25 protein-coding genes are annotated in these 24,922 nt (G+C 69.9%); 13 read left to right on the forward strand and 12 right to left on the reverse strand.

Going from position 1 to position 24,922, the window contains the following annotated elements:
* Positions 1-28 precede the first annotated feature (28 nt).
* From ACZ53N_RS17455 to ACZ53N_RS17470, 4 genes are all read right to left on the reverse strand, one after another.
* The gene (locus tag ACZ53N_RS17455; RefSeq protein ID WP_469141698.1) at positions 29-499 is read right to left on the reverse strand and encodes a rodlin; all 471 of its coding nucleotides are present in this window, start codon (positions 497-499) and stop codon (positions 29-31) included.
* A 178-nt stretch (positions 500-677) separates the two neighbouring features.
* Positions 678-1,076, reverse strand: a complete 399-nt coding sequence (locus ACZ53N_RS17460; protein WP_418100687.1) for a rodlin — start codon at positions 1,074-1,076, stop codon at positions 678-680.
* Between the two features lie 202 nt (positions 1,077-1,278).
* Positions 1,279-1,524 carry a hypothetical protein gene (locus ACZ53N_RS17465; protein ID WP_469141699.1) on the reverse strand — a complete coding sequence of 82 codons (246 nt, stop codon included), beginning with the start codon at positions 1,522-1,524 and terminating at the stop codon, positions 1,279-1,281.
* A 144-nt stretch (positions 1,525-1,668) separates the two neighbouring features.
* Positions 1,669-2,268: an NADPH-dependent FMN reductase gene (locus tag ACZ53N_RS17470; protein ID WP_469141700.1), complete on the reverse strand. Its 600-nt coding sequence runs from the start codon at positions 2,266-2,268 to the stop codon at positions 1,669-1,671.
* A gap of 231 nt (positions 2,269-2,499) precedes the next feature.
* On the opposite strand from ACZ53N_RS17470, the gene ACZ53N_RS17475 reads away from it, so the two are divergent.
* Positions 2,500-3,165, forward strand: a complete 666-nt coding sequence (locus tag ACZ53N_RS17475; RefSeq protein ID WP_469141701.1) for a TetR/AcrR family transcriptional regulator — start codon at positions 2,500-2,502, stop codon at positions 3,163-3,165.
* Positions 3,166-3,316: 151 nt separating this feature from the next.
* Entirely contained in the window at positions 3,317-3,892 is a 576-nt protein-coding gene (locus ACZ53N_RS17480; RefSeq protein ID WP_356456000.1) for a TetR/AcrR family transcriptional regulator, read from the forward strand.
* Here ACZ53N_RS17480 and ACZ53N_RS17485 read toward each other — a convergent pair.
* Both ACZ53N_RS17485 and ACZ53N_RS17490 read right to left on the reverse strand, forming a co-directional pair.
* Positions 3,872-4,843, reverse strand: coding sequence for a Gfo/Idh/MocA family protein (locus ACZ53N_RS17485; RefSeq protein ID WP_469141702.1), 972 nt, complete (start codon positions 4,841-4,843; stop codon positions 3,872-3,874). The genes ACZ53N_RS17480 and ACZ53N_RS17485 overlap by 21 nt on opposite strands.
* Positions 4,840-6,258 (reverse strand): NDP-hexose 2,3-dehydratase family protein, encoded by a 1,419-nt coding sequence (locus ACZ53N_RS17490; RefSeq protein ID WP_469141703.1) that lies wholly within the window; start codon positions 6,256-6,258, stop codon positions 4,840-4,842. Before ACZ53N_RS17490 ends, ACZ53N_RS17485 begins: the two co-directional genes overlap by 4 nt.
* Positions 6,259-6,572: 314 nt before the next feature.
* Here ACZ53N_RS17490 and ACZ53N_RS17495 point away from each other — a divergent pair, with 314 nt between their 5' ends.
* Positions 6,573-7,253, forward strand: coding sequence for a ScbR family autoregulator-binding transcription factor (locus tag ACZ53N_RS17495; RefSeq protein WP_469141704.1), 681 nt, complete (start codon positions 6,573-6,575; stop codon positions 7,251-7,253).
* 147 nt (positions 7,254-7,400) lie between these two features.
* Here the strand turns inward: ACZ53N_RS17495 and ACZ53N_RS17500 are convergent, their stop codons facing one another.
* The 3 genes from ACZ53N_RS17500 to ACZ53N_RS17510 form a co-directional block, all read right to left on the reverse strand.
* Positions 7,401-8,123: a ScbR family autoregulator-binding transcription factor gene (locus tag ACZ53N_RS17500; protein ID WP_469141705.1), complete on the reverse strand. Its 723-nt coding sequence runs from the start codon at positions 8,121-8,123 to the stop codon at positions 7,401-7,403.
* Positions 8,124-8,293: 170 nt separating this feature from the next.
* Positions 8,294-9,085 carry an SDR family NAD(P)-dependent oxidoreductase gene (locus ACZ53N_RS17505; RefSeq protein WP_469141706.1) on the reverse strand — a complete coding sequence of 264 codons (792 nt, stop codon included), beginning with the start codon at positions 9,083-9,085 and terminating at the stop codon, positions 8,294-8,296.
* Positions 9,075-9,827 (reverse strand): HAD family phosphatase, encoded by a 753-nt coding sequence (locus ACZ53N_RS17510; RefSeq protein ID WP_469141707.1) that lies wholly within the window; start codon positions 9,825-9,827, stop codon positions 9,075-9,077. Before ACZ53N_RS17510 ends, ACZ53N_RS17505 begins: the two co-directional genes overlap by 11 nt.
* Before the next feature lie 232 nt (positions 9,828-10,059).
* Between ACZ53N_RS17510 and ACZ53N_RS17515 the strand changes: the two genes are divergently transcribed.
* Complete coding sequence (locus ACZ53N_RS17515) at positions 10,060-11,133, forward strand: ScbA/BarX family gamma-butyrolactone biosynthesis protein (RefSeq protein ID WP_469141708.1); 1,074 nt, start codon at positions 10,060-10,062, stop codon at positions 11,131-11,133.
* 54 nt (positions 11,134-11,187) lie between these two features.
* Here ACZ53N_RS17515 and ACZ53N_RS17520 read toward each other — a convergent pair whose 3' ends face one another.
* Positions 11,188-12,495, reverse strand: a complete 1,308-nt coding sequence (locus tag ACZ53N_RS17520; RefSeq protein WP_469141709.1) for an alpha/beta hydrolase — start codon at positions 12,493-12,495, stop codon at positions 11,188-11,190.
* A gap of 246 nt (positions 12,496-12,741) precedes the next feature.
* On the opposite strand from ACZ53N_RS17520, the gene ACZ53N_RS17525 reads away from it, so the two are divergent.
* From ACZ53N_RS17525 to ACZ53N_RS17540, 4 genes are all read left to right on the forward strand, one after another.
* On the forward strand, positions 12,742-13,284 hold the full coding sequence (locus ACZ53N_RS17525) for a GNAT family N-acetyltransferase (RefSeq protein ID WP_469141710.1): 543 nt from the start codon (positions 12,742-12,744) through the stop codon (positions 13,282-13,284).
* A gap of 139 nt (positions 13,285-13,423) precedes the next feature.
* Positions 13,424-14,878: a carotenoid oxygenase family protein gene (locus ACZ53N_RS17530; RefSeq protein ID WP_469141711.1), complete on the forward strand. Its 1,455-nt coding sequence runs from the start codon at positions 13,424-13,426 to the stop codon at positions 14,876-14,878.
* A 244-nt stretch (positions 14,879-15,122) separates the two neighbouring features.
* On the forward strand, positions 15,123-16,706 hold the full coding sequence (locus tag ACZ53N_RS17535; protein ID WP_469141712.1) for a VWA domain-containing protein: 1,584 nt from the start codon (positions 15,123-15,125) through the stop codon (positions 16,704-16,706).
* A gap of 214 nt (positions 16,707-16,920) precedes the next feature.
* Entirely contained in the window at positions 16,921-18,159 is a 1,239-nt protein-coding gene (locus tag ACZ53N_RS17540) for an RICIN domain-containing protein (protein ID WP_469141713.1), read from the forward strand.
* 106 nt (positions 18,160-18,265) lie between these two features.
* On the opposite strand, the gene ACZ53N_RS17545 is transcribed toward ACZ53N_RS17540, so the two are convergent.
* Entirely contained in the window at positions 18,266-19,126 is an 861-nt protein-coding gene (locus ACZ53N_RS17545; protein ID WP_469141714.1) for a hypothetical protein, read from the reverse strand.
* Between the two features lie 374 nt (positions 19,127-19,500).
* Between ACZ53N_RS17545 and ACZ53N_RS17550 the strand changes: the two genes are divergently transcribed.
* The 5 genes from ACZ53N_RS17550 (at position 19,501) to ACZ53N_RS17570 (ending at position 22,949) form a co-directional block, all read left to right on the forward strand.
* A complete protein-coding gene (locus ACZ53N_RS17550) occupies positions 19,501-19,752 on the forward strand; it encodes a hypothetical protein (RefSeq protein WP_469141715.1) in 252 nt (83 codons plus the stop codon).
* Positions 19,740-19,997 (forward strand): DUF7848 domain-containing protein, encoded by a 258-nt coding sequence (locus ACZ53N_RS17555; RefSeq protein WP_469141716.1) that lies wholly within the window; start codon positions 19,740-19,742, stop codon positions 19,995-19,997. Before ACZ53N_RS17550 ends, ACZ53N_RS17555 begins: the two co-directional genes overlap by 13 nt.
* Positions 19,998-20,131: 134 nt before the next feature.
* Entirely contained in the window at positions 20,132-21,853 is a 1,722-nt protein-coding gene (metG, locus tag ACZ53N_RS17560; protein WP_469141717.1) for a methionine--tRNA ligase, read from the forward strand.
* A 176-nt stretch (positions 21,854-22,029) separates the two neighbouring features.
* Positions 22,030-22,377, forward strand: a complete 348-nt coding sequence (locus ACZ53N_RS17565) for a DNA-binding response regulator (protein ID WP_469141718.1) — start codon at positions 22,030-22,032, stop codon at positions 22,375-22,377.
* A gap of 11 nt (positions 22,378-22,388) precedes the next feature.
* Positions 22,389-22,949 (forward strand): DinB family protein, encoded by a 561-nt coding sequence (locus tag ACZ53N_RS17570; RefSeq protein WP_469141719.1) that lies wholly within the window; start codon positions 22,389-22,391, stop codon positions 22,947-22,949.
* Positions 22,950-23,076: 127 nt separating this feature from the next.
* On the opposite strand, the gene aspS is transcribed toward ACZ53N_RS17570, so the two are convergent.
* Positions 23,077-24,858, reverse strand: coding sequence for an aspartate--tRNA ligase (gene aspS / locus ACZ53N_RS17575; RefSeq protein ID WP_469141720.1), 1,782 nt, complete (start codon positions 24,856-24,858; stop codon positions 23,077-23,079).
* Positions 24,859-24,922: the final 64 nt, after the last annotated feature.

The raw sequence follows: 24,922 nt of genomic DNA on the forward strand, positions 1-24,922 counted from the left end.
CTCGCGATGTGCCGGTGACTCGGAGGAGTCAGTGGTGGCCGTGCTCGTCGGGGTGGCGCTCGCCGCGGTGCTTGCCGCGACCCTCGTGGTGCTCGTGGTGGTCGGCGCGGTTGCCGGAACCGTTGCCGGAGAGGATCGGGAGCTCGTCCAGGATGTGCGACAGCGGGTCGTCGCCGTCGTTGATCGTGGAGTTCTCGGTGCACATCTGCTGCTGCTGCGAGGACAGGATCGGGATGTCCTGGAGGCCGATGTTGAGGAGGCCGATGAGCGACTGGGCGCCCAGCTTCCCGATACCGATGCAGGGCTTGTTCAGGGAACCGTTGATCAGGCCCATCTGGGGGCTCATGTAGCCACCCGTGTAGGTGTTGCCGTACATCTGCGCGGCGCCGTTGGCATTGGCGACATCCTGGCCGTCGTTGCCGATCGCCATCGCGGGGCCGGCCAGGGTACCGACCGCTGAAACCGACATCGCGGCCGTGGCCACTACCTTCTTGATCACGTTTATTCCTTCGCTCTGGATCCACGAATTACGACAGCTACCTGTGCAACTCGCGAAAAGGCGGGAAGGTTATTCCACTTCACTCGTTCGGCCGAGCCGATATCCGGCACAGGAAAAGCCCCCTGCGACGGGGCCCGCACACCCGCCGCAGGGGGTTTCACCACACTCGGTGCTTGGGTCAGTGACCGTTCGCCGAGCCGTTGCCCGAGAGCACCGGGATCTCGCTGATGAGGTGCGAGAGCTGGTCGTCGCCGTCGCTGATCGTCGAGTTGTCGGTGCACTGCTGCTGCTGCTGCGACGTGAGGATCGGGATGTCCTGGACGCCGATGTTGATCAGCGCGAGGACCGACTGGATGCCGATCTTGCCGATGCCGAGGCACGGCTTGTTGAGCGTGCCCTGGATCAGGCTCATCTGCGGGCTTTCCTTGCCCCCGGTCTTGGTGTTGCCGTAACCGGTCTTCGCAGCGTTGCCGTTGGCGACGTCACCACGATCGTCGCCGATCGCCATCGCGGGGCTGGTCATGGCGCCGACGGCGGAAGCCGTCACCGCGGCCGTGGCGAGAACCTTCTTGAGCACGTCTATGCCTTTCGATCGTGTAGCGCCCCCACTGGGAAAGCGTTCTGAATAACTGCGCTCTTTGCCGGAGGTTCCGGGCTTTCACTCATTCGCGCCATTCAGATCACTACAGATCGCACCGCCGGCCGATCACCTATCGACCCGACGGCGGAAAAATAGGGCCCGAAATTATCGGTCTAACCGGATGATCGGGCCCGCTGAATCATCGGGTACGCCGACGATAGGCAAATATGCTGGGCAGGGTCACATAGCGGTACTGCCCGCCGCGTTCGCTGTCCAGCTCGCCCCGGTCGACCAGGTGCGAGACCGTCCACGGCGAGAGGCCGAGCATGGACGCGGCGGTCCGTACCGGGACGCTCAACCCGTCGAAGACGTGGGGGACGGGCTCGTCCAGGGCGTAGTCGTACCGGCTGTAGTCGTACTGTGCGGCGGCAAGGTGTCGTGCCATGCGGACTCGCACCGTCCCCTCGGTCAGAAGTGTTGTTCTCAGATGCCGTACGACTCAGGTGTGTACGGGCTCATGCGTGTACGGATCCGCGCACTGCGGCGCGGGCGCGGGTTCCGGTGGATACGGGCCCGCCGCCGCGGCGACTCAGATGTCGTACGGGCGCTTGGACTTGGCGTGCCGCAAGGCGTGGGCCCACCAGGTCAGTTGATCGAGCAGCGTGGTGGCCGCGACGCCCGGGCCCTCGGGGTCCTTGAGACGGCCGTTTTCGTCGAAGAGGTCCCACGCGTTGTGGAAGCTGACGGTGTCGCGGGTGGTGACCGCGTGCAGCTCGGCGAAGACCAGCCGCAGGTGCTCCACCGCGCGCAAGCCCCCCGCCAGGCCGCCGTAGGAGACGAAGGCGACCGGTTTCGCGTGGAACTGGGGGTTGTGCCAGTCGATCGCGTTCTTCAGCGCCGCGGGGTAGCTGTGGTTGTACTCGGGCGTCACGACGACGAAGGCGTCCGCCGCGTCCAGCCGCGGGGTCAGCGTGCCGAGCGCCTGGATGATCTCCGGCGGCGGGCTCGGGGACGGGGCCACCGAGCCCAACGCCACGTCCGCGAGGTCGATCAGGTCGACGTCGAACTCGGGCCGTCGGCGGGCGCGGTCGGCGAACCAGTCGGCGATCGTCGGACCGAGCCGGCCCTCGCGCACGCTGCCGATGATGACGGCTAACCGCAGTGGGCCATCGGTCGGGCTACCGGACACGGGCGTCTCCTCGCATGGGTACGCATGAGTGATGAGTGAGCGAGCCAACCGCGTCGGCCGATCCGCCGACGCCCCCCTGCACACCGGCCGTTGACTTACTTGCCGCCGGGTTGGTGCGCATATTCGGAAGATTAGACAGCCACTAACCGGCCGTCAAGTACGTTATTCTGCTCGCCTTGCCAGCCAGCAAGATCGCGGTCCCCGGACCCGCCCGAGCGAAGGGAACAGCCGATGGGGAGCACACCACGACCTCGCCGCAGCAACACCCGCCAGCACATCCAGGAGGTGGCCCGCGACTTCTTCATGGAGCGCGGATATGAGAAGACCTCCCTGCGGGAGATCGCGGACGAGCTGGGCGTCACCAAGGCAGCGCTGTATTACCACTTCCGCACCAAGGAGGACATACTTGTCAGTCTGTTTTCCGAGGTCGGCACCGCGCTCGACGAGCTGATCCTCTGGGGCCGTCAGCAGCCGCGATCACTGGCCGTCAAACGGGAGTTGCTGGACCGCAGCAGCGTCATCTTCAGCGGCGCCGCACCGCTGTTCAACGTCCTCAACGCGAACCAGGCGACGCTCAGCGACCTGAGTGTCGGCCAGGACTTCAAGGACCGGGTGACCGCGCTCTCCGAGCTGCTCCAGGAGCCGGACAGCACCGTCGCCGCCAAGGTCCGCTGCGTCACCGCGCTGCTCACCCTGCACTACGGCACGTTCGCCATCCAGCACATCGAGGGCGACCCCGAGGAGAAGCGCCTGGCCCTGCTCGCCGGCGCCACCGAACTGCTCACCGCCGCCTACGCCACGGCTTCTTCCGATCCCACGTCCCCGTCGGATCCCCCGGCGTCAACACTCGGCGCCGCATCAGCCGCGACGCCGAACCCGGAACCGACCGCTCCATAGGTACCCCGGGACGGTGGTGGTGCGCTCCACGCCTCCGCGGGGGCCGGTTCCTGCGACATGATCTCTCCTCAGCACGCATGCCAAGCGCCCGGCCCGGTTACTTGCTGGCCGACGGGCTAGATAGGTCCGACGAACGCAGGAGAGAGAGCCCATGGGCAGCACCCCCCAGGCGCGCAGGAGCGACACCCGCGAGCGCATCCAGAGCACGGCCCTGGAACTCTTCGTTTCGCAGGGGTACGAGAAGACCTCGCTACGCGAGATCGCCGAGGCGCTCGGCGTCACCAAGGCCGCGTTGTACTACCACTTCAAGACGAAGGAGGACATCCTCACCGCGATCTCCGACGAGCTCGGCCGCCCGGTCGACGAGCTCATCGCCTGGGGCAAGGCCCAGCCCCCCACCCTGGAGACCAAGCGGGAGCTGCTCGCCCGCTACAGCTCGGCCCTGCGCGAGGCCGCCCCCCTCTACAGCATCCTGCAGGAGAACCAGGCGGCGTTGCGCGAACTGGGCGTGGGCCGCAAGCTCACCGAACGGGTGATCACCATCTCCCAGTTGATGCACGCGGGTGACGCCCCCCTCGCTCATCAGGTGCGCCTTTCCAGCGCGCTGTTGACGGTCCACTTCGGGGCGTTCACCACGGCCAGGCTGGAAGGCGACGCCGAGACCAAGCGCAAGGCGCTGCTCGATGTCGGCCTGGAGATCCTGGACTCAACCCGCGACGACGGCTGACGCGCGGATCGTGTCCAGCAGCGCGGCCTGTGCCCGGCACGCGCGGTCCGGTCCCGGGCCCCCCGCCCGTACCGTCGAGACGAACGCGGCCAGGGTGCCCGCCACTTGGTCGTCCGGTTCCAGTCGTCGCTCCTCGGTCCCGGCGGCCCGCTCCACGCGCAGCAGCGGGCTGTGGTCCGCGGGCGGGGTGAAGGCCCTCTCGACGGTGATCCGGCCCTCGCTGCCCGCCAGCTCGTAGGTGTTGCGGTAGGAGTGGTCCATGCCGAACGTCAGCTGTGCGGCGACCCCCTCCGGGGTGGCCAGCAGAGCGGTCCCGGCGGTGTCCACCTCGCGCCCGGCGCCCGTGGTGAGCTGGGCGCCGATCACCCGCAGGCCGTCGCCCAGGTGGTGCAGGGCCGCGCGCACCGGGTAGATCCCGATGTCCCACAGGGCCCCGCCGCCGAGTTCGCGGCGGTAGCGGATGTCGTCCTCCGGCAGCCGGGGGACGGTGAACGTGGCGTGCAGGGCCCGCAGTTCCCCGATCGCGCCGTCGCGCACCAGCCGTGCCACGACCGTGTGCTGGGAGTGGTGGACGAACATGACGTTCTCCATCAGGACCAGCCCACGGTCACGGGCGAGGTCGAACAGCTCCCCGGTCCGGGCCGCGTCCGTGGTCAGCGGCTTCTCCGCGAGCACATGCTTGCCCGCGAGCAGCGCCTCCTCCACCCACTCGGCGTGCAGGGCGGGCGGCAGCGGTACGTACACGGCGTCGATGTCGTCCCGTGCGAGGAGCTCGGCGTAGCCGTGGACGGGCGTGCCACCGAACCGGGCGGCCGTCTCCGCCGCCTTGGCCGCGTCACGGCTGGCGACCGCGGCCACCACGGTGTCCGGGCCGGCGGCCATGGCGGGCAGCATCCTGCGGCGGGCGAACTCGGCGCAGCCGAGGGTTCCGAAGCGCAGCGGGGCGATCACGCGCCCACCGCCGTCGGCAGGGCCCCGGCGTTGAGGCAGGCGAGCAGGGTGCGGGCCTGGACGTTCACGTAGTGCCCGTGCCGCACGAGCGAGGTGAGCTGGCCGGGGGTGACCCAGGCGTAGCCCGGTGGGGCCTGCATGGGCGCCTGGCGCTCGTCGGCCTCCACGAGGAGGTAGCGGCTCTCGGCGTTGAGGAAGCGGCCGCCCTCCTCGGAGTGGACGGCCTCGTAGCGGATCCGGTCGGGGTCGGTGTTCAGGACGAGGTCGAGGAACGGCGGCCGGTCCCGCTCGGCCAGGTGCGCGTAGTTGCCGGGGGTGTACTGGACGGTGGGGGCGAGTTCGACGGTGTCGAGGAAACCGCCCTCCACGCGCGCGTGGGCCAGCACATGCGGCACCCCGCCGAAGGTGCGGGTCACGAACGCCGTCACGCCGAGCCCGACCGGTTCGAACAGTGGTTGCGTCCAGCGGCTCACCTCCCGGCTGCCGGCCTGCACGGACACGGCGACGACGCGGAAGAAGCGGCCCTCGTCGTGCTCGATGGCGCTCTCGCCGCGCGTCCAGCCGGGGACGGTGTTCAGCGGCACGGTCTCGGCGGCCACGTCGTGCCGGGAGCGCTCGGTGGTGAACCAGGAGAGCAGCTCGGTGTCGGAGTGCAGGGCCACGGCGTGGCTGTCGGCGAACGGCAGGCAGGCCAGGACCGTGCGGGAGTCCATGTTGACGACGTTGTCCCGGTGGAGCAGCTCGGCGATCTGGCCGAGGGTGAGCCAGCAGAAGTCGTCCAGCAGTTCCACCTCGCCGACCGCCTCGACGATCATGTTGCGGTTGGACTTCCGGAAGAACCAGGCGCCGTGCTCGGACTGGAGAGCGTCGGCCAGCACCCGGCCCCGGTCGGGTGCGACGAAGTAGTCGATGTACTTCACGTCCGCGCCCTGGTGGACCTTGGTGTAGTTGCTGCGGGTCGCCTGCACGGTCGGCGAGAGCTGGAGCAGCTCGCGGTTGCCCGGCTCCATCTTGGCCTGCATCAGGAAGTGCAGGACCCCGTCGAACTCCTTGGCGAGGATGCCCAGGATGCCCACCTCGGGCTGTCGGATGATCGGCTGCTGCCAGTTCTCGTACGGGCCCGGACCGCCGGTGACCTTCAGCCCCTCGACGGTGAAGAACCGGCTGCTCTTGTGGGTGAGGTTTCCGGTGCCGTCCTCGAACGACCAGCCCTCCAGGTCCGCGAAGGGGATCCGGTCGACCTGGAAGGCGTGCGCCCGGCCGCGCCCGGCGAGCCAGTCGGCGAAGTCCTCGGTGCGCAGGTGCGCGCCCTCGGTCGTCGCGGCCGAGCGGGCGAGCCGGTCCGGCAGCGCGGAGTCCCGTCGCGGCCGCAGCCGGAAGCGGTCAGTGGGCGGCTCGGCGGGGTGCGACGACATGCGGTGACTCCCTGATACCTCGTACGGGCCTGTGCTCCCCGGCACCGGGGCGCCCCATGGCGGACGCTAACAAACCGCCACATGCTCGGCGGGAGGCTTGGGGGACACGTCGATAAAGGCGAGGGAAACCCCTCAACCTGCCCGCCGGTCAAGGGTGTCGATTTGCCTCGGTGCGTGCCTCCGGCGCAAAGGCGCTTCGCCGTAGATCTAAAGCGCCTTAGAATACCGACAGGTTGGTTTTATAGTGTTCACCTGTTCGTGGCCGGACCGCCTTCGTCGTCCGGCCATCCCTGACGACCCGGCAGAGGTAGCACGTGGCAAAGCAGGAGAGGGCCGAACGAACCCGCGGCGCGTTACTGACCGCGGCGGCGGACGTGTTCGATCACGTCGGATACGAGCGCGCCTCGCTCAACGCGATCAGCGAGGCGGCGGGGGTGACCAAGGGGGCGCTGTCCTTCCACTTCGCCACCAAGGCGGAACTGGCCCGCGCGGTGCAGTCGACAGCCTGTTCCTCCTCCCGCGCGGCCCTGACCGCCCTCGACCACACGCGGCCGCCGACGCTCCAGACCGTGATCGACATGACGCACGTCCTGGCGCATCTGCTCGAACACCATGTGGTCGTCCGCGCCGGCATCCGGCTTTCCCGCGAGCTCGACTACGCGCCGGACGCCACCTACGACTGCACCGTGCTGTGGCGGGAGTTGCTGGAGGACGTGCTGCGCCGGGCCGAGGACGATCACGCCCTGGCGCCGGGTCACGATCCGCGCACCCTCACCGCTCTGGCCCTGACCATGGCCACCGGCACCGAACTGCTGGTCCACACCCCGCCCGGCCCGGACGCGCACTGCTCGGCGGACGGCCCCCGTGACACCGGCCGCGACTGGCTCGCGCAGTTCTGGCAGCTCGTGCTCCCCGGGGTGGCCGCGCCCGGCCGGCTCCGCCCGACGGGAACGGTGGGCCCTTGCCGCGTCCGGCCGGGGTTCGGGGCGCATTAGCGGACGGACTGCCGTGCTGCGTCCTCAAGCGCCGGACGGGCTGAGCGGCTGAGCTCAGCCACATCGAGCCCGTCCGGCGCTTGAGGACGCGCCCGCAGGGCGCTGGCCGCCGCAGGCGGCACCCGGCCCGGCAGCGGGCCGAAGGCCTCAGGCGACCCCGACCGGCGTCCCCGCCCGCTCCGCCTCGGCGGCCTCCGCGGCGGCCTCCCGCACCTTGGTCTCGCGCAGCCGCTCGGCCTCGGCCAGGGCACGGGCGCCGCGCCCCGGGGCCATGTCGAGCCGGGCCAGCACCGAGGGCACCGCGACGCTGGGCATCACGTGCTCGTAGAGAACGGTGGCCCGGCGCTCGAGGTCGGCGCGGTTGTTGATCGCCTGCGACATCGTGTTTATCCCGGCGTACGCCCCGACGATCAGCTCGGCGGTGTCGGAGGGCACCACGTGCGGCAGCACCTCGCCGCGCTCCAGGCCCTCGGTCAGGACCTGGGTGTGCAGGTGCGTCCAGCCGTTGAACGGGCCGCTGCGGTTCAGGCTCGTCGAGCCGTGCTCCAGAGTGAGCCGGACGCTGCCGCGCAACAGCGCGTCGTCGACCAGCCGGTGGGCGAAGAGCATGCCCATGTCCACCATCTCCTGCATCTTGGACTTGCCGGGCAGGTCGGGCATGGGCGGGGCCTGGGTCACCTGCGCGTCGATGACGGCGAGAGCGAGCTCTTCCTTCGAGGTGAAGTGGAAGTACAGCGCGCCCTTGGTCACCTCGGCCCGCGCCAGGATCTCCGTGATCGTCGCTGCGTCGTAGCCCTTCTGGTCGAACACCACCGCGGCCGCTTCCAGGATGTTCTGCCGAGTCCTGATCGCACGGTCCTGCTTTGCCACGGTGTGCCTCCGAATCAGTAAGTCGCCCGCACCGCGTCCCGGCGGTGTGGGGCGAGACGCGCGTCCCGCATGCCGCTCATCGCCCCCCTGAAAACCAAACCGGCAAGTACGTAATGCTATCAACTCCGGGGCTACGACCGGGCCGAGCGAGCGAGCGGGACGCACCAGAGTCACACCATTGTGAAGCCCCCGTCCACCGGCATGGTCGCACCGGTCACGAAAGAGGCCCGGTCGCTGAGGAGCCAGGCGGCCGCCTCGGCGATCTCCTCCGGCGCGGCGGTACGGGGCTGCGGAGTGGCCGCGTGCAGCGCCTCCTCCATTCCGGGGTTCTTCGCGAACCAGTCCTCGACCACCTCGCTGCGCGTGGTGCCCGGGGCCACCGCGTTCACCCGGATGCCGGAGGCCGCGTACTCCGCGGCGGCGGCCTTGGTCAGACCGATCACGGCGTGCTTGGAGGCCACGTACGGGGCGGCCACCGGGGTGGCCAGCAGACCGCCGACGCTGCTGGTGTTGACGATGGCGCCACCGGTGCCGGTGTCGAGCATGACGGCGATCTCGTCGCGGAGGAAGTTCCAGACGCCGCGCACGTTGATGTCCATGATGCGGTCGTAGACGTCGTCGTCCATGAGGTGCAGGGGCGTGCGCCCCTCGCCGTAACCGGCGTTGTTGAAGGCCACGTCCAGCCGTCCGTAGCGCTCGGCGGCGAACGCGACGGCCCGCGAGGTCTGCTCGCGGCAGGTGACGTCCGCGGCCACGTGGGCGGCCTCGGTGCCCTGCTCGCGCAGCTCGGCGACGAGGTCGCGGAGCCGGTCCTCGCGGCGCGCGGTCAGCACGACCGTGGCGCCCTCCCGGGCAAAGACTCGCGCGGCCGCGGCCCCGATGCCGCTGCTGGCGCCGGTGATCAGTGCGATCTTGCCGCGGAGGAGCCCGCCGGCCCCGTCGGTCCTGTGGTCACCGGTCATCGCGGGGACCCTCCGTTTCGTATGTGGTGGTGGTCGGCGAAGACCAGAGCGTCCCGGCGGCGGCCTCGGCGTCGAGGGCGCGCAGCAGCGGCTCGTCGATGGCCGGGAGGGAGTCCACGATGTGCCGGACACCCGCCTCGCGCATCAACTCGCCCTGGAATCCGTGGGGGAAGTGGGGCGGGTGGCCGATGAAGGCCGTGCCGAGCGACCGCGCCGCCTCGGCGACCCGGGCCACGTCATCGATGAACAGCGCCTGGTCGTGGTCGAGCCCGAAGACATCGGTGACGATCTCGTGTACGCCGGGCCGGAAGTCGTTCGTACAGACATAACCCGGGCCGTCGAACAGATAGGCGAACTGCCCGAGGTGGCGCCGGAAATGGGCGTCGTCCAGGCCGCCGTAACAGACGGTGCGCAGCCCGAGGGCGCGCAGCCGCCGCAGCAGGTCCACGGCGCCGTCGAGGAGGTGGAGCGGGTGCTGTTCGAGATAGGCGGCCCGCTCTTCGAAATAGACCTCCAGAACCTTCTCCGGAGTCCACGGCACACCCGCCATCGCACCCAACGCCCGCGCGGCGACGAGACGGGGCTGGGAGAACACGGCACTCTCGACATCGGCGGTGTAGCGCCCGCCCCGGCTGGTGACGAATTGATGGATCACCGGACTGAAGGTGTCGTTGAGGAGAACGCCGTCGATGTTGACGGCAGCCAGTCCTAATCGACGCAGTGGCTCTGCTGTACGGGTCAAGGGGTCCTCCAAAGGTGGACGGTGCGGGGGACTGGGGGCCCGAATAAAACCGTCCAGTACGAACGTAAACAAGGGCGAGCTAGGTCACACGAGAGCTGAGTGATCCTCAACTACCTCGTATGGTAGAGAAGCGAGCAGGTGGAAATAAAACCGGCTAGTACGTATCTTCCCTTTTCCTTTCGTTCCCGTTCCGAGGCCACTCGGCCGCGCAGCACTTGATCCAGGGGGAGCCATGTCCCAGACCTCCGTACCCGCACCGATCACGCCGAGCGAGCCGCGGTTGACCACCACGGTGCCACGGGAGTTCGTGCACCGGGCGGCCGTCGCCGAGGTCCTGCTGACGGGGTGGCGCAGGCTGGATGAGCTGCGGTTCCAGGTCTCGGCCCAATGGCCGCGCGGCCACAGCTTCTTCACCCCCGTCCACGACACCCGGCACGGCACGCGGCACGACCCGATGCTCATCGCGGAGACCGTCCGGCAGATCGGATCACTGCTCGCGCACGCCGAGTTCGACGTCCCACTCGGCCACCAGTTCCTCATGTGGAGCCTGGACTACACGGCCCGCCCCGAGCAGCTCGGAGTCGGATACGCGCCCGCCGAGCTGGAGTTGGACGTCACGTGCTCACAGGTGCGACGGCGGTGCGGGGCCTTCGCCGGGATGCGCTACGACGTGGTCTTACGTCGTGACGGTCTGCTCGCCGCGACCGGCGGCGCCGGTTTCACCTGCACCTCGCCCGAGGTCTACCGCAGACTGCGGGGGCCCCGGCTGCCCGGGCCCCCCACCACCTTGGGCTCACCCGTCTTCCCCCAGCACGTCGGCCGGGCATCGGCCTTCGACGTCGTCCTCTCGGCGGCCGATTCGGCCGGCTGCCGAAGCTGCGGACGGCCCGTCGAGCCCCGGCGCGCGGAGCCCCGACGCTCCGGACGCTGGCAATTGCGCGCCGACATACGGCATCCGATCCTCTTCGACCACCCCGTCGACCACATTCCGGGCATGGTCCTGCTGGAAGCGGCCCGCCAGGCGGCCATGGCCCTCGACCCCGGCTCCACCGTCTGCCCCACGGCCCTCACCAGCGCCTTCCACCGTTACGCCGAGCTGAGCAGCCCCTGCTGGATCGCAGCCGAGCGCGGCGAGCCGGACAGTGCGGGCTCCACCGTCACCCACGTCAGCGGCCACCAGGACGACGAGCTGCTGTTCACCTGTGCCATCACGACGACGCCGGTGGCACGGACGGCGCACACGGCGATACCGCAGCAGGACGCGAGAGCCGAGGAACCGATACCGCAGACCGCGTCACTGAGCTGAGGCGGGCCCGAGCCGCGTCGCGCGCCGCCCCTCCCCCCGTCGTCCCCTCTTCTCTCACTCCCCCGCCTCTTGCTCCTCCTGCTCGGCCTCGTTCCTCTTGGCATCCTCCTGCGTGACCGACGCCGGGGCCTTCTTGTCGGAGCCCTCCTTCGCCGGGTCACGCCGGTCCGACGGCTTGCGGTTGTCGACGACGTCCTGCGGGAAGGTGAGCTGTTCGCCCATCCACTTCATCGCCGGCTCGATCTCCCGCCGCCAGGTCGTGAAGTGATGGCTGCCCTCCGGCAGGATGATGCTCGCCTTGGTCATGGGCGGCTTGATCGCGTCGAGGAACTTCTTGGTGTCCCCGAAGTTCTTCTCACCCTTCTCACTGCTGGCCACCAGCACCGACGCACGCGGAATCGGCATGTTCTCCAGCCGCCAGATCAGATCGTGCTCGCGCTTGCGCTGCTTGCCCTGCTCACCGCTGCCGAAGAGATTGCCGGTGGTGGGGTCGTTCTTGATCCTGTAGTCGGGGGAGAGGGCCGCCGCCGTCGGATAGACGTCGGGCGCGCGCATCGCCAGCTCCAGGGCGCAGGTGCCGCCCGAGGAGTAGCCGAGCGCGCCCCAGGCGCCGGCGTCACGACCGACCCGGTAGCTGCTGCGCAGCGCCTCGGGCAGGTCCTTGGTGAAGAACGTCTCCGCCTGCGGTCCGTCCGGCACGTCCACGCACTCGGTGTCGCGCGGCGGCGCGATGGTCGGCGAGACCATCACGATCACGGTCGGCTGGAGCTGTTTCGCGGCCACCAACTTGGCGGCCGTCTGTGGTACTTGCAGGTGCTGGGCGAGGCTCACGGTGCCGCCGGGGTAGCCGCTGATGGTCACCATCACGGGGAAGCGCTGGCGCTCGTACTGCTTCTGGAAGTACTGCGGCGGCAGATACACGAAGGCCGGGTTGATCACGTTCGACCGGCGGCCGATGATGCGCACGGACTGCACCTTGCCGACCTGGTCCTCGGGGCCCTTCGGGAGCCCGTGCACCTTGTCCAGCCCGTTGGGGCCGGTGGGCTGCACCAGGCCGCCCTTGGTGGCCCCGACCGTGCCGTACCCGCCGCCCTTGCTGAAGCCGGTGACGTTCACAGGCGACTTGTCGACCCGCCCGAGCAGTTGGTTCCACGAGGAGTAGAAGGGCCCCATGCTGATGTTCACCGCGAGGGCCAGCACGGCCGTGAGGGACAGCTGCGTCAGCGCGATGGCGCCGAGCCGCCCCAGCAGGGGCAGCGGTCCCCGCCCGGAGAGCCGCGGCCACCACCAGACCGTCAGCGCCACACACAACACGGCTGCGAACGCCACCGCATACAAGAGCGACCGACTGGTCAGGCCCATGTGCCCCTCAACTCCCTGCCCCCGTGGTGGGTACTCATGTTCGGTCGAGCCATGTTCACCGAAGAAGAGGCGGGAACGGGTGGAAAAGGTTGCCCTGCACCCATTTCTTACCCAGCTCTTGTCCTGCCCGTGGTCTGCCCGACCCATGCCGTTCCCGGCGCCGCCACGGAAAACGACAGCCCGCCACACGCGGTTTACCCGGCCTTCGCGCGGGTGGCCGCGGGCCGCACTGGGCAGGAAGGTCGCATGGGCGACGTCTTCTTGCGCAGGTTGAGCCGCTGGCAGGCCGATCAGTACCGCGAGCAGCTCGCGGATCTGCACGGCTCGGCATACGAGGAACCCCCGGGCGAGGCGTTCGACATCCGCTCACGGTTCATGGACCGGCTGGCGGAGCACGCGGCGCTGCCGGGTTTCGATCTCGTCGTCGCCGACGACGGCGGACCGGTCGGCTGCGCGTACGGATTCCCGGTGACGCGGGACGGAGGCCACTGGCGGGGGTTCGTGGGGCCGGTCCCCGAGGAGCTGGAGGAGCTGACGGCCGCCGGCCGGATCTTCGCCGTCGCCGAGCTGATGGTCCTGCCCCGGCGCCGCCGCCACGGCATCGGCAAGCGGCTGCACGACCAGTTGCTGTCCGGGACGGGCGCGGCGCTGGCCGCCGGATTCCTCGCACCGGACGCCGAGGCGGCGCGGTCCGCCTGCCGCGCCTGGGGCTGGCAGGCCGTCGGGCGGATCCGGCCGCCCGCGCCGGAGCCCGAGCTGCTGGTCGTCACGCGCCCGCTGCGCCGGTGACACCGTATGGCGGCAGATGGCCACGCATGCCCGCCGATAGCGCCAGATGACGGGATCAGGGTGAGGAGACTGGCCGAACCGGCCCTTCCGCTGGATGGTGGAAGAACGGCCGCGCGGGGGCGGGCCGTTGGAGGGCGGCATGACCGACGAGCGCGAGGCCGAGGGCCGTAAAGGCACAGCACACAGGGGTGAGGGCGGCACCGGAAGCGCCACGTACGGCACGCCGGGACGTTCCGCACGAAGGGTCGCCGGGGACGCGCTCGGCAATCCCTATCTCAGCGGCCACTTCGCACCCGTCCACGACGAGATCACGGCCGTCGATCTGCCGGTGACCGGCAGCGTCCCGGAGTGCCTGCGCGGCCGCTATCTCCGCAACGGCCCCAATCCGCTGGGCGTCGACCGGCCGGCCGGCCACTACTGGTTCAGCGGCGAGGGCATGGTGCACGGCGTGCGGCTGCGCGACGGCCGCGCCGAGTGGTACCGCAACCGCTGGGTGCGCTCCGACGCGGTCGCCGGGCGGCTCGGCGAGAAGCTGCTGCACGGGCCGCGCCATCTGGACATGGACTTCGCACCCAACACCCACATCCTGAACTTCGCCGGGCACTACCTCGCGCTCGTCGAGGGTGGCGCGCTGCCGTACGAGCTGGACGACGAGCTGTTCACGATCGGCCCGTTCGACTTCCACGGCACCCTGCCCGGTGGCCTCGCCGCGCACGCCGTCGTCGACCCGGCCACCGGCGAGCTGCACGCGGTCGCGTACTGCTGGGCCTGGCCGTACGTGCAGTACCTCGTGGCCGGGGTCGACGGCTGCGTCCGCCGCCGGGTCGACATCGCCGTCCCGGGCCGCCCGATGATGCACGACTTCTCCCTCACCGAACGGCATGTCGTGCTGTACGACCTGCCGGTCGTCTTCACCCCCCACACGGGCCGGCCGGCCGTCGGCTTCCCGTACGCGTGGGACCCGGGCCGCGCCGCCCGGCTGGGCGTGCTCCCGCGCGACGGCGGATCGGCGGACGTGCAATGGCTGGAGATCGACCCCTGCTTCGTCCTGCACCCCATGAACGCCTACGAGCGCGACGGCCTCATCACCCTCCACGTCGTCCGCTACGACCGCCTCTTCGACGGTCCCCGGCCGGGTCCGGGCGAGCGGCCCGCGTATCTGGAGCGCTGGACCGTCGACCCGGTGACCGGCCGGGTCCGGCGCCGACGGCTCGACGACCGCGCGGTGGAGTTCCCGCGCGTCGACCCGCGCCGCCTCACCGCCCGTCATCGCTTCGGCTACGCCGTGGCGGAGGCGGCGGGGTACGGCGTGCCGGCCGGGCTGGTCAAGTACGACCTGGAGCGCGGCACGAGCGAGGAGTACCGCGTCCCCGCGGGCGGTGACATCGGTGAGGCCGTGTTCGTACCGTCGCGGCCGGGGGCGGCGGAGGACGACGGCTGGCTGATGTCCTACGCCTTCGACTCGGAGCGCGGCGCCACGGACCTGGTCGTACTGGCCGCCCAGGACCTCGCGGCGGGGCCGGTGGCCCGGATCCATCTGCCGGTGCGGGTGCCGCTCGGGCTGCACGGCAACTGGATCCCGGACGCGGTGTGATGGCCTGATGGTGTGGTGGCCGGACCGTCCGACGGTATGAGTGCGAAAGCGACGGGTAACGACCCTTGAGGCCACTGGGACGTAGCAGATGCGCTCCCTGAGGGTGGCGCACGAAACGGCTCGCGAGGGTCGAACACGCCGGGCAGGGCTTGACGGCTAGCCTTACGTAGCCGTCCCGCCCTGGGACTTATCACCCCACTACGGACATTTCATCGCACCCGAGACACGTGAAGGACTTCTCCACATGGGCATTCGGAGTCTGCTGAGGAACGCGTTCGGCCGGTCCAGGAAGGCCGATCGCGACGAACCGAGCCTGCCCCAGCAGAACGCGGGGCCGGACACCGTCGACAGTGCCGGGGCCGCCGAGTCCGTATCCGCCACCGTGCCCGCACCGGCGGCAGAGGTGAACCCGGCGCCGACGGCGGACGCGATCGCGAAGCCGCGGGTCTCCACGGATGAGCTCCGCTCGGCGGCCCCGACCCCGGTGCTGCCGACGCAGCCGACGGCTCCGCCGACGATCGGGGAACGCGCCGCGCCCACCGGGCCCGCCGGCGCGGAGCCGGTTGGCACGGGTGCCGTTGGTGCCGAGCCGGTTGGCGCGGGGCCCGCCGGCGCGGAGCCGGTTGGCGCCGAGCCCGTCGCAGACGAGGCCGTCGCCGGAGCCGCCGAGCCGGTCGCGCCCGCCGCGAAGCCCGTCGGCACGGAGCCCACCGCACCCGTCGCGGACGACGCCGTCACCACCGCGCCCGTCGCGGACGAAACCGCAGACGGAGCCGCAGAGGAGCGCGTTCCCGACCCGGGGCCGCTCGACCCGATTCCGGGCCCGGTCCCCACCCCCGACCCGCGCCCGCAGCCGGAGCCCGCACCGACTCCGATGCCGTCTCCCAAGCCGATCCCCCAGCCGGAGCCGGTCCCGACCCCGGAGCCCAACCCGGTGCCCGAGCCCGCCCCGGGCCCGGAGCCGACGCCCACCCCGGAACCGGCCCCCGGCCCGACGCCGGAGCCCGCACCGGCGTTGACGACGGCTCTGACGACGGCTGCTCCCGTGGCTGCTCCCGTGGCGGCTCCCCCGTCGACTCCGGCGGATGACGCCACGGAGCCGTCCGCCGCCCCGGCCATCTCCCTGGAGAAGATCCAGCAGTCCGCGCCCGGGCTGGTCAGCCTCTACAAGGCGGCGTCCGTCTCCCTGGAGAAGCAGGGCCTCACGGGCCAGCGGGCGGCCGTCTACCTCGTCCTCGACCGTTCCGGCTCCATGCGGAACTACTACAAGGACGGCACGGTCCAGCACCTCGCCGAGCAGGCCCTCGGTCTCTCCGCGCACCTCGACGACGACGGCACGGTCCCCGTCGTCTTCTTCTCCACCGACGTCGACGGCACGGCCGACCTCGATCTCACCAACTACGGTGGCCGGATCCAGGAGTTGCACGAGGGCCTCGGCCACATGGGCCGGACGAACTACCACTGGGCCATCGAGGCCGTGGTCGCGCACTACGAGAAGTCCGGCGCCAAGGATCCCGCCTTCGTCATCTTCCAGACCGACGGCGCTCCCACCAGCAAGGCCGCCGCCGAACGCGCCCTGTGCGCGGCGGCGAAGCTCCCGATCTTCTGGCAGTTCGTGGGTTTCGGCGACCCCGACGCCCGTGGCTTCGACTTCCTCCGCAAGCTGGACGACCTGGCGGTGCCGGAGAAGCGCGTCGTCGACAACGCGGGCTTCTTCCACGCCGGCCGCGACCCGCGCGCGCTGACGGATGCCGGGCTCTACAAGGAGCTCATGGTCGAGTTCCCGGAGTGGCTGATCGAGGCCCGCGCGGCCGGGATCGTCGGCTAGGGCCCTTTCACCCCTCGCACCCGGGTGCACACCGCGCCCGGTGCGGGTGTGGTGGCAGCACGGAGGTCGTGGGTGCGGCTACAGGATCACGCCCCGGACGCCCCGGCGCGGTGGGCATTAGCGGGGCGTGAGTGGAACGTCAGCGGTGAGCCGGAGAGTGGGGAGCCCCGGCCGGGTGTCACAGCCGGGCCCAGACCTACCGCAGGAGCCACACGTGCCAACCCTCGGTCCTACCCGCGCGAGAATCACGAGCCGGACGCTCGCCGCACTGGTGGCGTTCGCCGGAATTCTCACCTTGCTGGTCGGCGTTCCCGCCGCTCCGGCCCACGCATGGGAACCCCATGAGCGACGCATAGCCACCTACAATTCGCAGGGCGCCCGCTGGAATGATGTCTCCACGCTCATGGCGGACAACGACATGGTCATGCTCCAGGAAGCGGGGAGCCACAACGGCCTGGCCCTGGTCGGAATGCGTGAGGTGGAGCGGGGCACCTACGGCGGTTTCCAGATCAGGCATTACCTGTGGCGCAGAGGATCACAGGAGTGGCACGTCTACTTCATGATTCCCTTCGGTGACACGCGGGTGAATCTCGCGATCGTCACCCGGGAAGCAGCGGACGGCGTCGTCGTCGCACGGGGCGAGGGAACCGCGGCGCAGCGGCCTTCGCTCGGCCTGGTCTACGGTCGCGACATCTATTTCGACGTCCACGCCTCGGCCGCCCGGGGCACCAACGCCCCCGCCCTGTTGGCGAGCATCAGGGACCTGGCGAGGCAGCAGGGCAACCGCAACTGGCACGCCATCGGGGACTTCAACCGGGATCCGGCCACGATGGCGGACGAAGCCCGAAATGTCGGCGGGCACCTCTATCACAGCGGGCGTGCCACTCACCAGAGCGCGCATGAACTCGACTACATGATCTCGTCCCGCAATCTTTTGCCCGTCGAGGCCGAACTGCGCAACGGAATGAGCTCCGACCATTACCCGGTCCAGTTCCGCCGGCTGCGCGAGGCCCAGCCGAACGCGCCGCTCCTCCTGACGAGCGACGGCAATCAGGGGCGAGCCATCGACGTGCAATTCGAGAGCCGCGACAACGGCGCCCACCTCATCACGTACGACGATCACCGGAGCAACAACCAGACCTGGCGGATACGCAACAGCGGCGGCGGCCAGTTCAACATGGTCAATGAACTCTCCGGAAAGTGCGTCGACGTGTACGGCGGCACCGGAGCCTGGGAGGGGAGCTACTTCAACCAGTGGGACTGCCAGGGGCAGCAGACCCAGCTCTTCAAGTGGGTCACGGACTCGGTCGACGCCCATGCCGCCTACATCAAGCACGTGGCCACCGGTTACTGCATGGACTCGTTGCCCAACGAGCGGGGCAACAACAAGTGGCTCTTCCTGAAGAAGTGCAACAACAGCGAGAGCCAGCGGTTCCACATGCACCTCCGCTGAACTGACGAAACGGCCGCCCTCGTGCGTGAGGGCGGCCTGGCGGTCATGGCGTCGCCTCCTCCCCTCCATGGTGCCCCGGTGTCGGAGGGTGCGGCCCGCAAGACGGTCATACGCGGGTCCTCTCTCGTGCGCGGACGTCCGCCCGGATGCGGTCGACACGGGCGCGTACCTCGGCGGCCGACGGCCCGTCCGGCTCCGAGCGGTCCGGCTCGCCTCGGCAGGCGCGGCACAAGCCGCCGGGCAGGGCCTCGGGGCGGCCCGGCACCCGGCAGACGGCGCATTCCATGATGCGCAAGGGCGACCGGTCCGGCGGCGGGAGCACGGGGCCGCGACGTTCGGGCGGCAGTTTCTCGATCAGCCGGGTGCGCATCAGGGCGCCGGGGCAGTGCACCTCGCGTGGCAGCCCGGCCGTCAACGCGCTGACCATCCGCCCCTCGTCCGGGTCCCGCGCCAGCCACTCGGCGGCCAGCTCCTCCAGCGCCGCGCACTCGGCGGCCGAGAGGGCCAGACGGATGTCGGCACTGCTCAGCCCTGCCAGGGCGGCGTACGCGCGGGATCGGGCGGGGCGGAAACGGCGGGGTGGCGAGGCGGGCGGCGCTTCGGGCTCCTCGGCTTCGTCCTCCGCCACGTCCCCCGCCAGGAACCGCGCCCACCAGCCGTCGCCACGGGCCGTTCGGGAGAAGTACGTCCTGGTCACGCAGCGGTAGCCGTCCTCCGTGACCAGGTGTTCGGTGATCCGCCGCAGATGCCCGGCCTCGGTGAGCCGCCGGAGGGCGGTGCGGCATGCGGCCTGGCCGTAGTCCGGGCTGATGCGGGCGAGGGTCTTGGCGTCCATCGACGCGCCCTCGGGCAGCCGGTCGATCAGCGTCGCGATGACCGCTTCACGCGTGGGCAGGTGTGCGAAGTCGCCCTTGCGGCGAGGGGATTGGCCGGGCACACCGCGCTTTCCGTAGCCGGGACTGGCCATGACACATGCGGAGGCGCGCGGGGCAGCGCTAAAGTCTTCAGAAGCCACAGGATCGCCTCTTCGATCTTGAGGGTGAGACCCCGGCATGGTGCTGCTAACACCGGCCGGGGTCGTTTGTTGCTGCGAACGCTAGGGCCTCGCAACGCCGCGTCGCAACCCGATCACAAAAAGTCATCTCCCGTGCTGTACGCGGACATTGGGAGGGTGGGTGGGTTGTACCAACCCACCCATTCCTTGCATAGAGCGCTCGGACCACGCAGCCCGAAGCCCGGGGCTCACCTGCGGCGATCCACCGTCACCCGGGATCCGCGCATCATGCTCCGTAGCCGCCTCGTCACTGATCAGACAGTGGCTCAGTGGGCATCTATAAGGGCGTGAGCAATGAGAACCCCCCGCCCGTCACCGCTCCCACTCCCGTCACCTACGTCGTGGACACCCGCACCGACCGACTCGGCCAGGTCATGGACCGGCACGCCGGCCACCTACAGCTACGTCCTCCCCAAGGCGGGCTCGAGTGGGACTGCCCGCCCGAATGCGCCCGGCCCGCCTCCGAGGCGGAGGCACGGCGGGCCCGTACCGCGACACGGACACCCGAAGGCAAGACGGAGAGCAGGTGGGGGCTTTGAGCACGCGCAGCGTCTTCGCGTTCGGGGACTGGACCCTGCAGCCGGACCTGGAGCCGGACGCGGAGCCCGTCACGTACGCCATGCAGTGCGCGGTGTGCGAGGAGAGCTCCGAGCCCGGGGAGGACGCCGGCGAGGCGCAGGGCTGGACGTTCCGGCACGCGGGGCGGAACCCGTCGCACCACACGTATCGGGAGATGATCGTCAGGCCCTGGCGGGCCTGGATGGCACGGCCCCCCGGGGCCTGAGCACCCGGCGTACGCAGGAAGAACGCCCGACATCGAGCCGACATAAATGCCGCGCGGCTGCCCCCTGGCACTCGGATACGCTAAAGGTGCCCGTAAAAACAGCATCAGCCGCATCGACCAGGGAGCAGCCGGCAATGGCTCGACACCTCATCACCAGCGCCCTTCCGTATATCAACGGGATCAAGCACCTGGGCAACATGGTGGGGTCCATGCTCCCGGCGGACGTGTACGCCCGGTTCCTCCGCCAGACCGGCCGCGAGACGCTGTACATCTGCGCCACCGACGAGCACGGGACCCCGGCCGAGCTGGGCGCCAAGGAGCTCGGCCTGCCCGTGGACGAGTTCTGCGCCCAGCAGCACGACGCGCAGAAGGCGATCTACGAAGGCTTCGGGCTGTCCTTCGACTACTTCGGCCGCAGCTCCTCCCCGGAGAACCGGGAGATCACCCAGCACTTCGCGCGTCAGCTGCAGAAGAACGGGTTCATCGAGGAGCGCTCGATCCGCCAGGTCTACTCCCTGGCCGACGGCCGCTTCCTGCCCGACCGCTACATCGTCGGCACCTGCCCGCACTGCGGCTACGACAAGGCCCGCGGCGACCAGTGCGAGAACTGCACCCGCGTCCTGGACCCCACGGACCTGATCGACGCCCGCTCGGCGATCAGCGGCAGCAGCGAGCTGGAGGTCCGGGAGACCAAGCACCTCTTCCTCCTGCAGTCCAAGCTCCAGGGCGAGGTCGAGGCGTGGATCGACGAGCACGGCAAGGACTGGCCGATCCTGGCCTCCTCGATCGCCCGCAAGTGGCTGACCGAGGGCCTGAACGACCGCGCGATCACCCGTGACCTGGACTGGGGCGTCCCGGTCCCGGCCGACACCTGGCCGGAGCTGGCGGCCGAGGGCAAGGTCTTCTACGTCTGGTTCGACGCCCCGATCGAGTACATCGGCGCGACGAAGGAGTGGGCGGACCAGGACCCGCAGAACCGCGACTGGAAGTCCTGGTGGTACGAGGCGACGGACGTCCGCTACACCCAGTTCATGGGCAAGGACAACGTCCCGTTCCACACGGTGATGTTCCCGGCCACCCAGCTCGGCACCCGCGAGCCGTGGAAGAAGGTCGACTACGTCAAGGCCTTCAACTGGCTGAACTACTACGGCGGCAAGTTCTCCACGTCCCAGAAGCGCGGCGTCTTCACGCACGACGCCCTGGAGCTGCTGCCCGCCGACTACTGGCGCTACTTCATGATGGCCAACGCCCCCGAGTCGGACGACACGTCGTTCACCTGGGAGCTGTTCTCGGCCACCGTGAACAAGGACCTCGCCGACGTCCTGGGCAACTTCGTCAACCGCGTCCTGTCCTTCTCGAAGAAGCGCTTCGGCGAGGAGGTCCCGGCCGGCGCCGAGGCGGGCGAGGCCGAGGCCACCCTCGGCCGGGAGATCGCCCAGCTGCTCCAGGAGTACGAGGAGCACATGGAGGCCATGCAGTTCCGCAAGGCCGCGCAGGCACTGCGCGCCCTGTGGAGCGCGGGCAACTCCTACCTGGAGACCAAGGCCCCCTGGCTGGAGATCAAGACCGACCCGGACGCCGCGGCCCTGACGCTGCGCACGGCGATGAACCTGATCCACCTGTACTCGATCGTCTCCGAGCCGTTCATCCCGGCCTCGGCCGCCGCCATGCGGGGCGCGTTCGCGCTGACCGGCGACACGGCGACGTGGGTCTCGCGCGACGAGGCGGCGTCCCTGTCGTCCGTTCCGGTGGGCACGCCGTTCACCGTGCCGCCGGTGCTGTTCGCGAAGATCACGGAGGAGGACCTGGAGTCCTACCGTGAGCGCTTCGGCGGCGGGGACGACAGCGCCGCCTGAGCCGGTTCGAGGGGCCCGGTACCGTGCGCGCGCACGGTACCGGGCCCCTTGTGCATCCGCGGCGCGGCCGCGTTGATCGATCGGCAATCGTTTGTTCAGCGCGCCCCGGGAAGCTGAAGGAGTTGGCTTCGCGGGGGAGACGAGGAAGAACAGTGTTGTACGAGAAGCGCATCACCGTGAGTGTCCATGCCGGCGACGAGCTGACCCGGGCCCGGATCGTCCGACAGCTTCGGCCGACACCCTGGTTCGGCGTGGTCCGCGAGGGCGGTGCCGTCGACATCCTGTTCCTGGGCCGGAACGACAAGACCGCCGGGGTCCAGTTGCGGCGGCTGACCCGCGACGGGCGGACGCCGGTCGTCGTGGTCGCCGAGGAGCTGAGCGAGACGGAGCAGATGGCGATCGAGGAGTACGGGGTGGCGTCCGTGCTGTGGGGCGAGCGGCTGACGGCGGGGCGGCTCTCCCGGGCCGTGCACAACGCGGCAGGATGCTGCCCGCGTCTCCCGGTGCTCACGGCTCTTGTGTGAGTCTGATCGGCATGTCGATCTCCACAAGGCCCATCCCGCCGCTGAACGCCGACGAACGCTCCACGCTGGAGGGTTGGCTCGACTTCCACCGAGCCACCCTCGCCCACAAATGCGCCGGACTGACCGACGAGCAGGCCCGCGAGGCCTCGGTCGGGCCCTCCGAACTGTCCCTGACCGGCCTCGTCCAGCACATGGCCGAGGTGGAGCGGACGTGGTTCCGCCGCATACTCACCGGGGAGAAGGTGGCGACGGTCTACGGCACCGACGACACCCCTCTGGGACCCCAGGACCTCGTCGAGGGACGTGACGTCGGCCTCGAGGTCGCCGAGGACGCCACGCTCGCCGGGGCGCTCGCCGATTGGCAGGCCGAGATCGAGCTGGCCAGAGCCAACTGCGAACCGCTCTCCCTGGACGCCACCGGCACCTTCCCCTGGGCCCCCGTCGCCGGCGAGCTGTCCGGAGCCCCCGTGTCGCTGCGCTGGATCTTCGTGCACATGATCGAGGAGTACGCCCGCCACAACGGACACGCCGACCTGCTGCGCGAACGCATCGACGGTACGACCGGCTGGTAAGAACCGAAGAGCGTCCGGAGGACCGGCCTCCACCCGGCCCTCCGGGCACACACGAGGGGCCCGGAACCCTATCGGCGGTTCCGGGCCCCTCGTGTGTGCCTCCCTGTGCCCTACCCGGGCAAGGCGGCTACTTCGCGTCCTTCACCTGCGGCTTGCGCAGCGACAGGTGGAGCTCCTTCATGCGGGACTCGTCCACCTCGCTCGGGGCACCCATGAGCAGGTCCTGGGCATTGCCGTTGAGCGGGAAGGCGATGGTCTCGCGGATGTTCGGCTCGTCGGCCAGCAGCATCACGATGCGGTCGACGCCCGGGGCGATGCCGCCGTGCGGCGGGGCGCCGAACTTGAACGCGCGCAGCATGCCGCCGAACTCGCGCTCGACGTCCTCGTTCGAGTAACCGGCGATCTCGAAGGCCTTGTACATGACCTCGGGCTCGTGGTTGCGGATGGCGCCGGAGGACAGCTCGGTGCCGTTGCAGACGATGTCGTACTGCCAGGCCAGGATGTCCAGCGGGTCCATCGTGTTCAGCGCCTCCAGGCCGCCCTGCGGCATGGAGAACGGGTTGTGCGAGAACTCGATCGCGCCGGTGTCCTCGTTCTTCTCGAACATCGGGAAGTCGACGATCCAGCAGAACCGGAAGACGTTCTCCTCGAAGTGGCCGGCGCGCTTGGCGGCCTCGACGCGGACCGCGCCCATGATCTTGGAGACCTCGTCGAACTCGCCCGCGCCGAAGAAGACGGCGTGGCCGGGGGCCAGGTCCAGGGCCTCGGTGAGGGCCTTGGTGTCGTCCTCGGTGAGGAACTTGGCGATCGGGCCGGACAGGTCCAGCTTTCCGGCGTCTCCGCCCACCCGGACCCATGCCAGGCCCTTGGCGCCCTGCTCGACGGCGTACTCACCGAGACCGTCGAAGAACTTGCGGGACTGGCCCGCGGTGTCCGGCACGGCCAGCGCGCGGACGTGCTTGCCGGCGAATGCCTTGAAGCCGCTGTCGGCGAAGACATCGGAGACGTCGACCAGCTTGAGCTGGGCGCGCAGGTCCGGCTTGTCGGAGCCGTACTTCAGCATCGCCTCGCGGAACGGGATCCGCGGGAAGGGGGAGGTGACGTGGCGGCCGTTGCCGAACTCCTCGAAGAGGTCGGTCATGACCTTCTCGATGACCTGGAAGACGTCCTCCTGCTCGACGAAGGACATCTCGACGTCGAGCTGGTAGAACTCGCCCGGCGAGCGGTCCGCGCGGGCGTCCTCGTCGCGGAAGCAGGGCGCGATCTGGAAGTAGCGGTCGAAGCCCGCGATCATCAGCAGCTGCTTGAACTGCTGGGGCGCCTGCGGCAGGGCGTAGAACTTGCCGGCGTGCAGACGGGAGGGGACCAGGAAGTCGCGCGCGCCCTCGGGGGAGGTGGCGGACAGGATCGGGGTCGCCATCTCGTTGAAGCCGAGGGCGGTCATCTTCTGGCGCATCGAGGCGATGACGGCGGAGCGCAGCATGATGTTGCGGTGCATGCGCTCGCGGCGGAGGTCCAGGAAGCGGTACTCCAGGCGCCGCTCCTCGTTCACGCCGTCGTCGGTGTTGATCGTGAAGGGCAGCGGCTCGGCGGTGCCCAGCACCTCGACCGCGGCGACCTCGACCTCGATCTCACCGGTGGGCAGCTCGGGGTTGACGTTGTCCGCGCCACGGCCGACGACCTTGCCGTCGATGCGGACGACGGTCTCCTTGGTGAGGTGGCTCAGGGCCTCGTTCGCCGCGGTGCCCGGACGGGCGACGAGCTGCACCAGCCCGTGGTGGTCGCGCAGATCGATGAAGAGGATGCCGCCCAGGTCGCGCCGATTGTGCAGCCAGCCGCTCAGTCGCACGTCGGTGTCGACGTCAGCCGCACGGAGCTCGCCGCAGGTGTGGGACCGGTACCGATGCATCGTTCATCCAAGTCGTTGGTCGAGGGGGTTGATCGAAGCTGGCGTTGCACTGGGTTAGCGTGCA

Source organism: Streptomyces sp. NPDC033229, assembly GCF_055576875.1.

Coding starts and splice junctions, on each gene's coding strand:
- aspS (WP_469141720.1), bottom strand. CDS start 24,858: ATGCATCGGTACCGGTCCCACACCTGCGGCGAGCTCCGTGCGGCTGAC.
- ACZ53N_RS17525 (WP_469141710.1), top strand. CDS start 12,742: ATGGGCGACGTCTTCTTGCGCAGGTTGAGCCGCTGGCAGGCCGATCAG.
- metG (WP_469141717.1), top strand. CDS start 20,132: ATGGCTCGACACCTCATCACCAGCGCCCTTCCGTATATCAACGGGATC.
- ACZ53N_RS17535 (WP_469141712.1), top strand. CDS start 15,123: ATGGGCATTCGGAGTCTGCTGAGGAACGCGTTCGGCCGGTCCAGGAAG.
- ACZ53N_RS17475 (WP_469141701.1), top strand. CDS start 2,500: ATGGGGAGCACACCACGACCTCGCCGCAGCAACACCCGCCAGCACATC.
- ACZ53N_RS17465 (WP_469141699.1), bottom strand. CDS start 1,524: ATGGCACGACACCTTGCCGCCGCACAGTACGACTACAGCCGGTACGAC.
- ACZ53N_RS17515 (WP_469141708.1), top strand. CDS start 10,060: ATGTCCCAGACCTCCGTACCCGCACCGATCACGCCGAGCGAGCCGCGG.
- ACZ53N_RS17480 (WP_356456000.1), top strand. CDS start 3,317: ATGGGCAGCACCCCCCAGGCGCGCAGGAGCGACACCCGCGAGCGCATC.
- ACZ53N_RS17505 (WP_469141706.1), bottom strand. CDS start 9,085: ATGACCGGTGACCACAGGACCGACGGGGCCGGCGGGCTCCTCCGCGGC.
- ACZ53N_RS17530 (WP_469141711.1), top strand. CDS start 13,424: ATGACCGACGAGCGCGAGGCCGAGGGCCGTAAAGGCACAGCACACAGG.
- ACZ53N_RS17490 (WP_469141703.1), bottom strand. CDS start 6,258: ATGTCGTCGCACCCCGCCGAGCCGCCCACTGACCGCTTCCGGCTGCGG.
- ACZ53N_RS17520 (WP_469141709.1), bottom strand. CDS start 12,495: ATGGGCCTGACCAGTCGGTCGCTCTTGTATGCGGTGGCGTTCGCAGCC.
- ACZ53N_RS17570 (WP_469141719.1), top strand. CDS start 22,389: ATGTCGATCTCCACAAGGCCCATCCCGCCGCTGAACGCCGACGAACGC.
- ACZ53N_RS17545 (WP_469141714.1), bottom strand. CDS start 19,126: ATGGCCAGTCCCGGCTACGGAAAGCGCGGTGTGCCCGGCCAATCCCCT.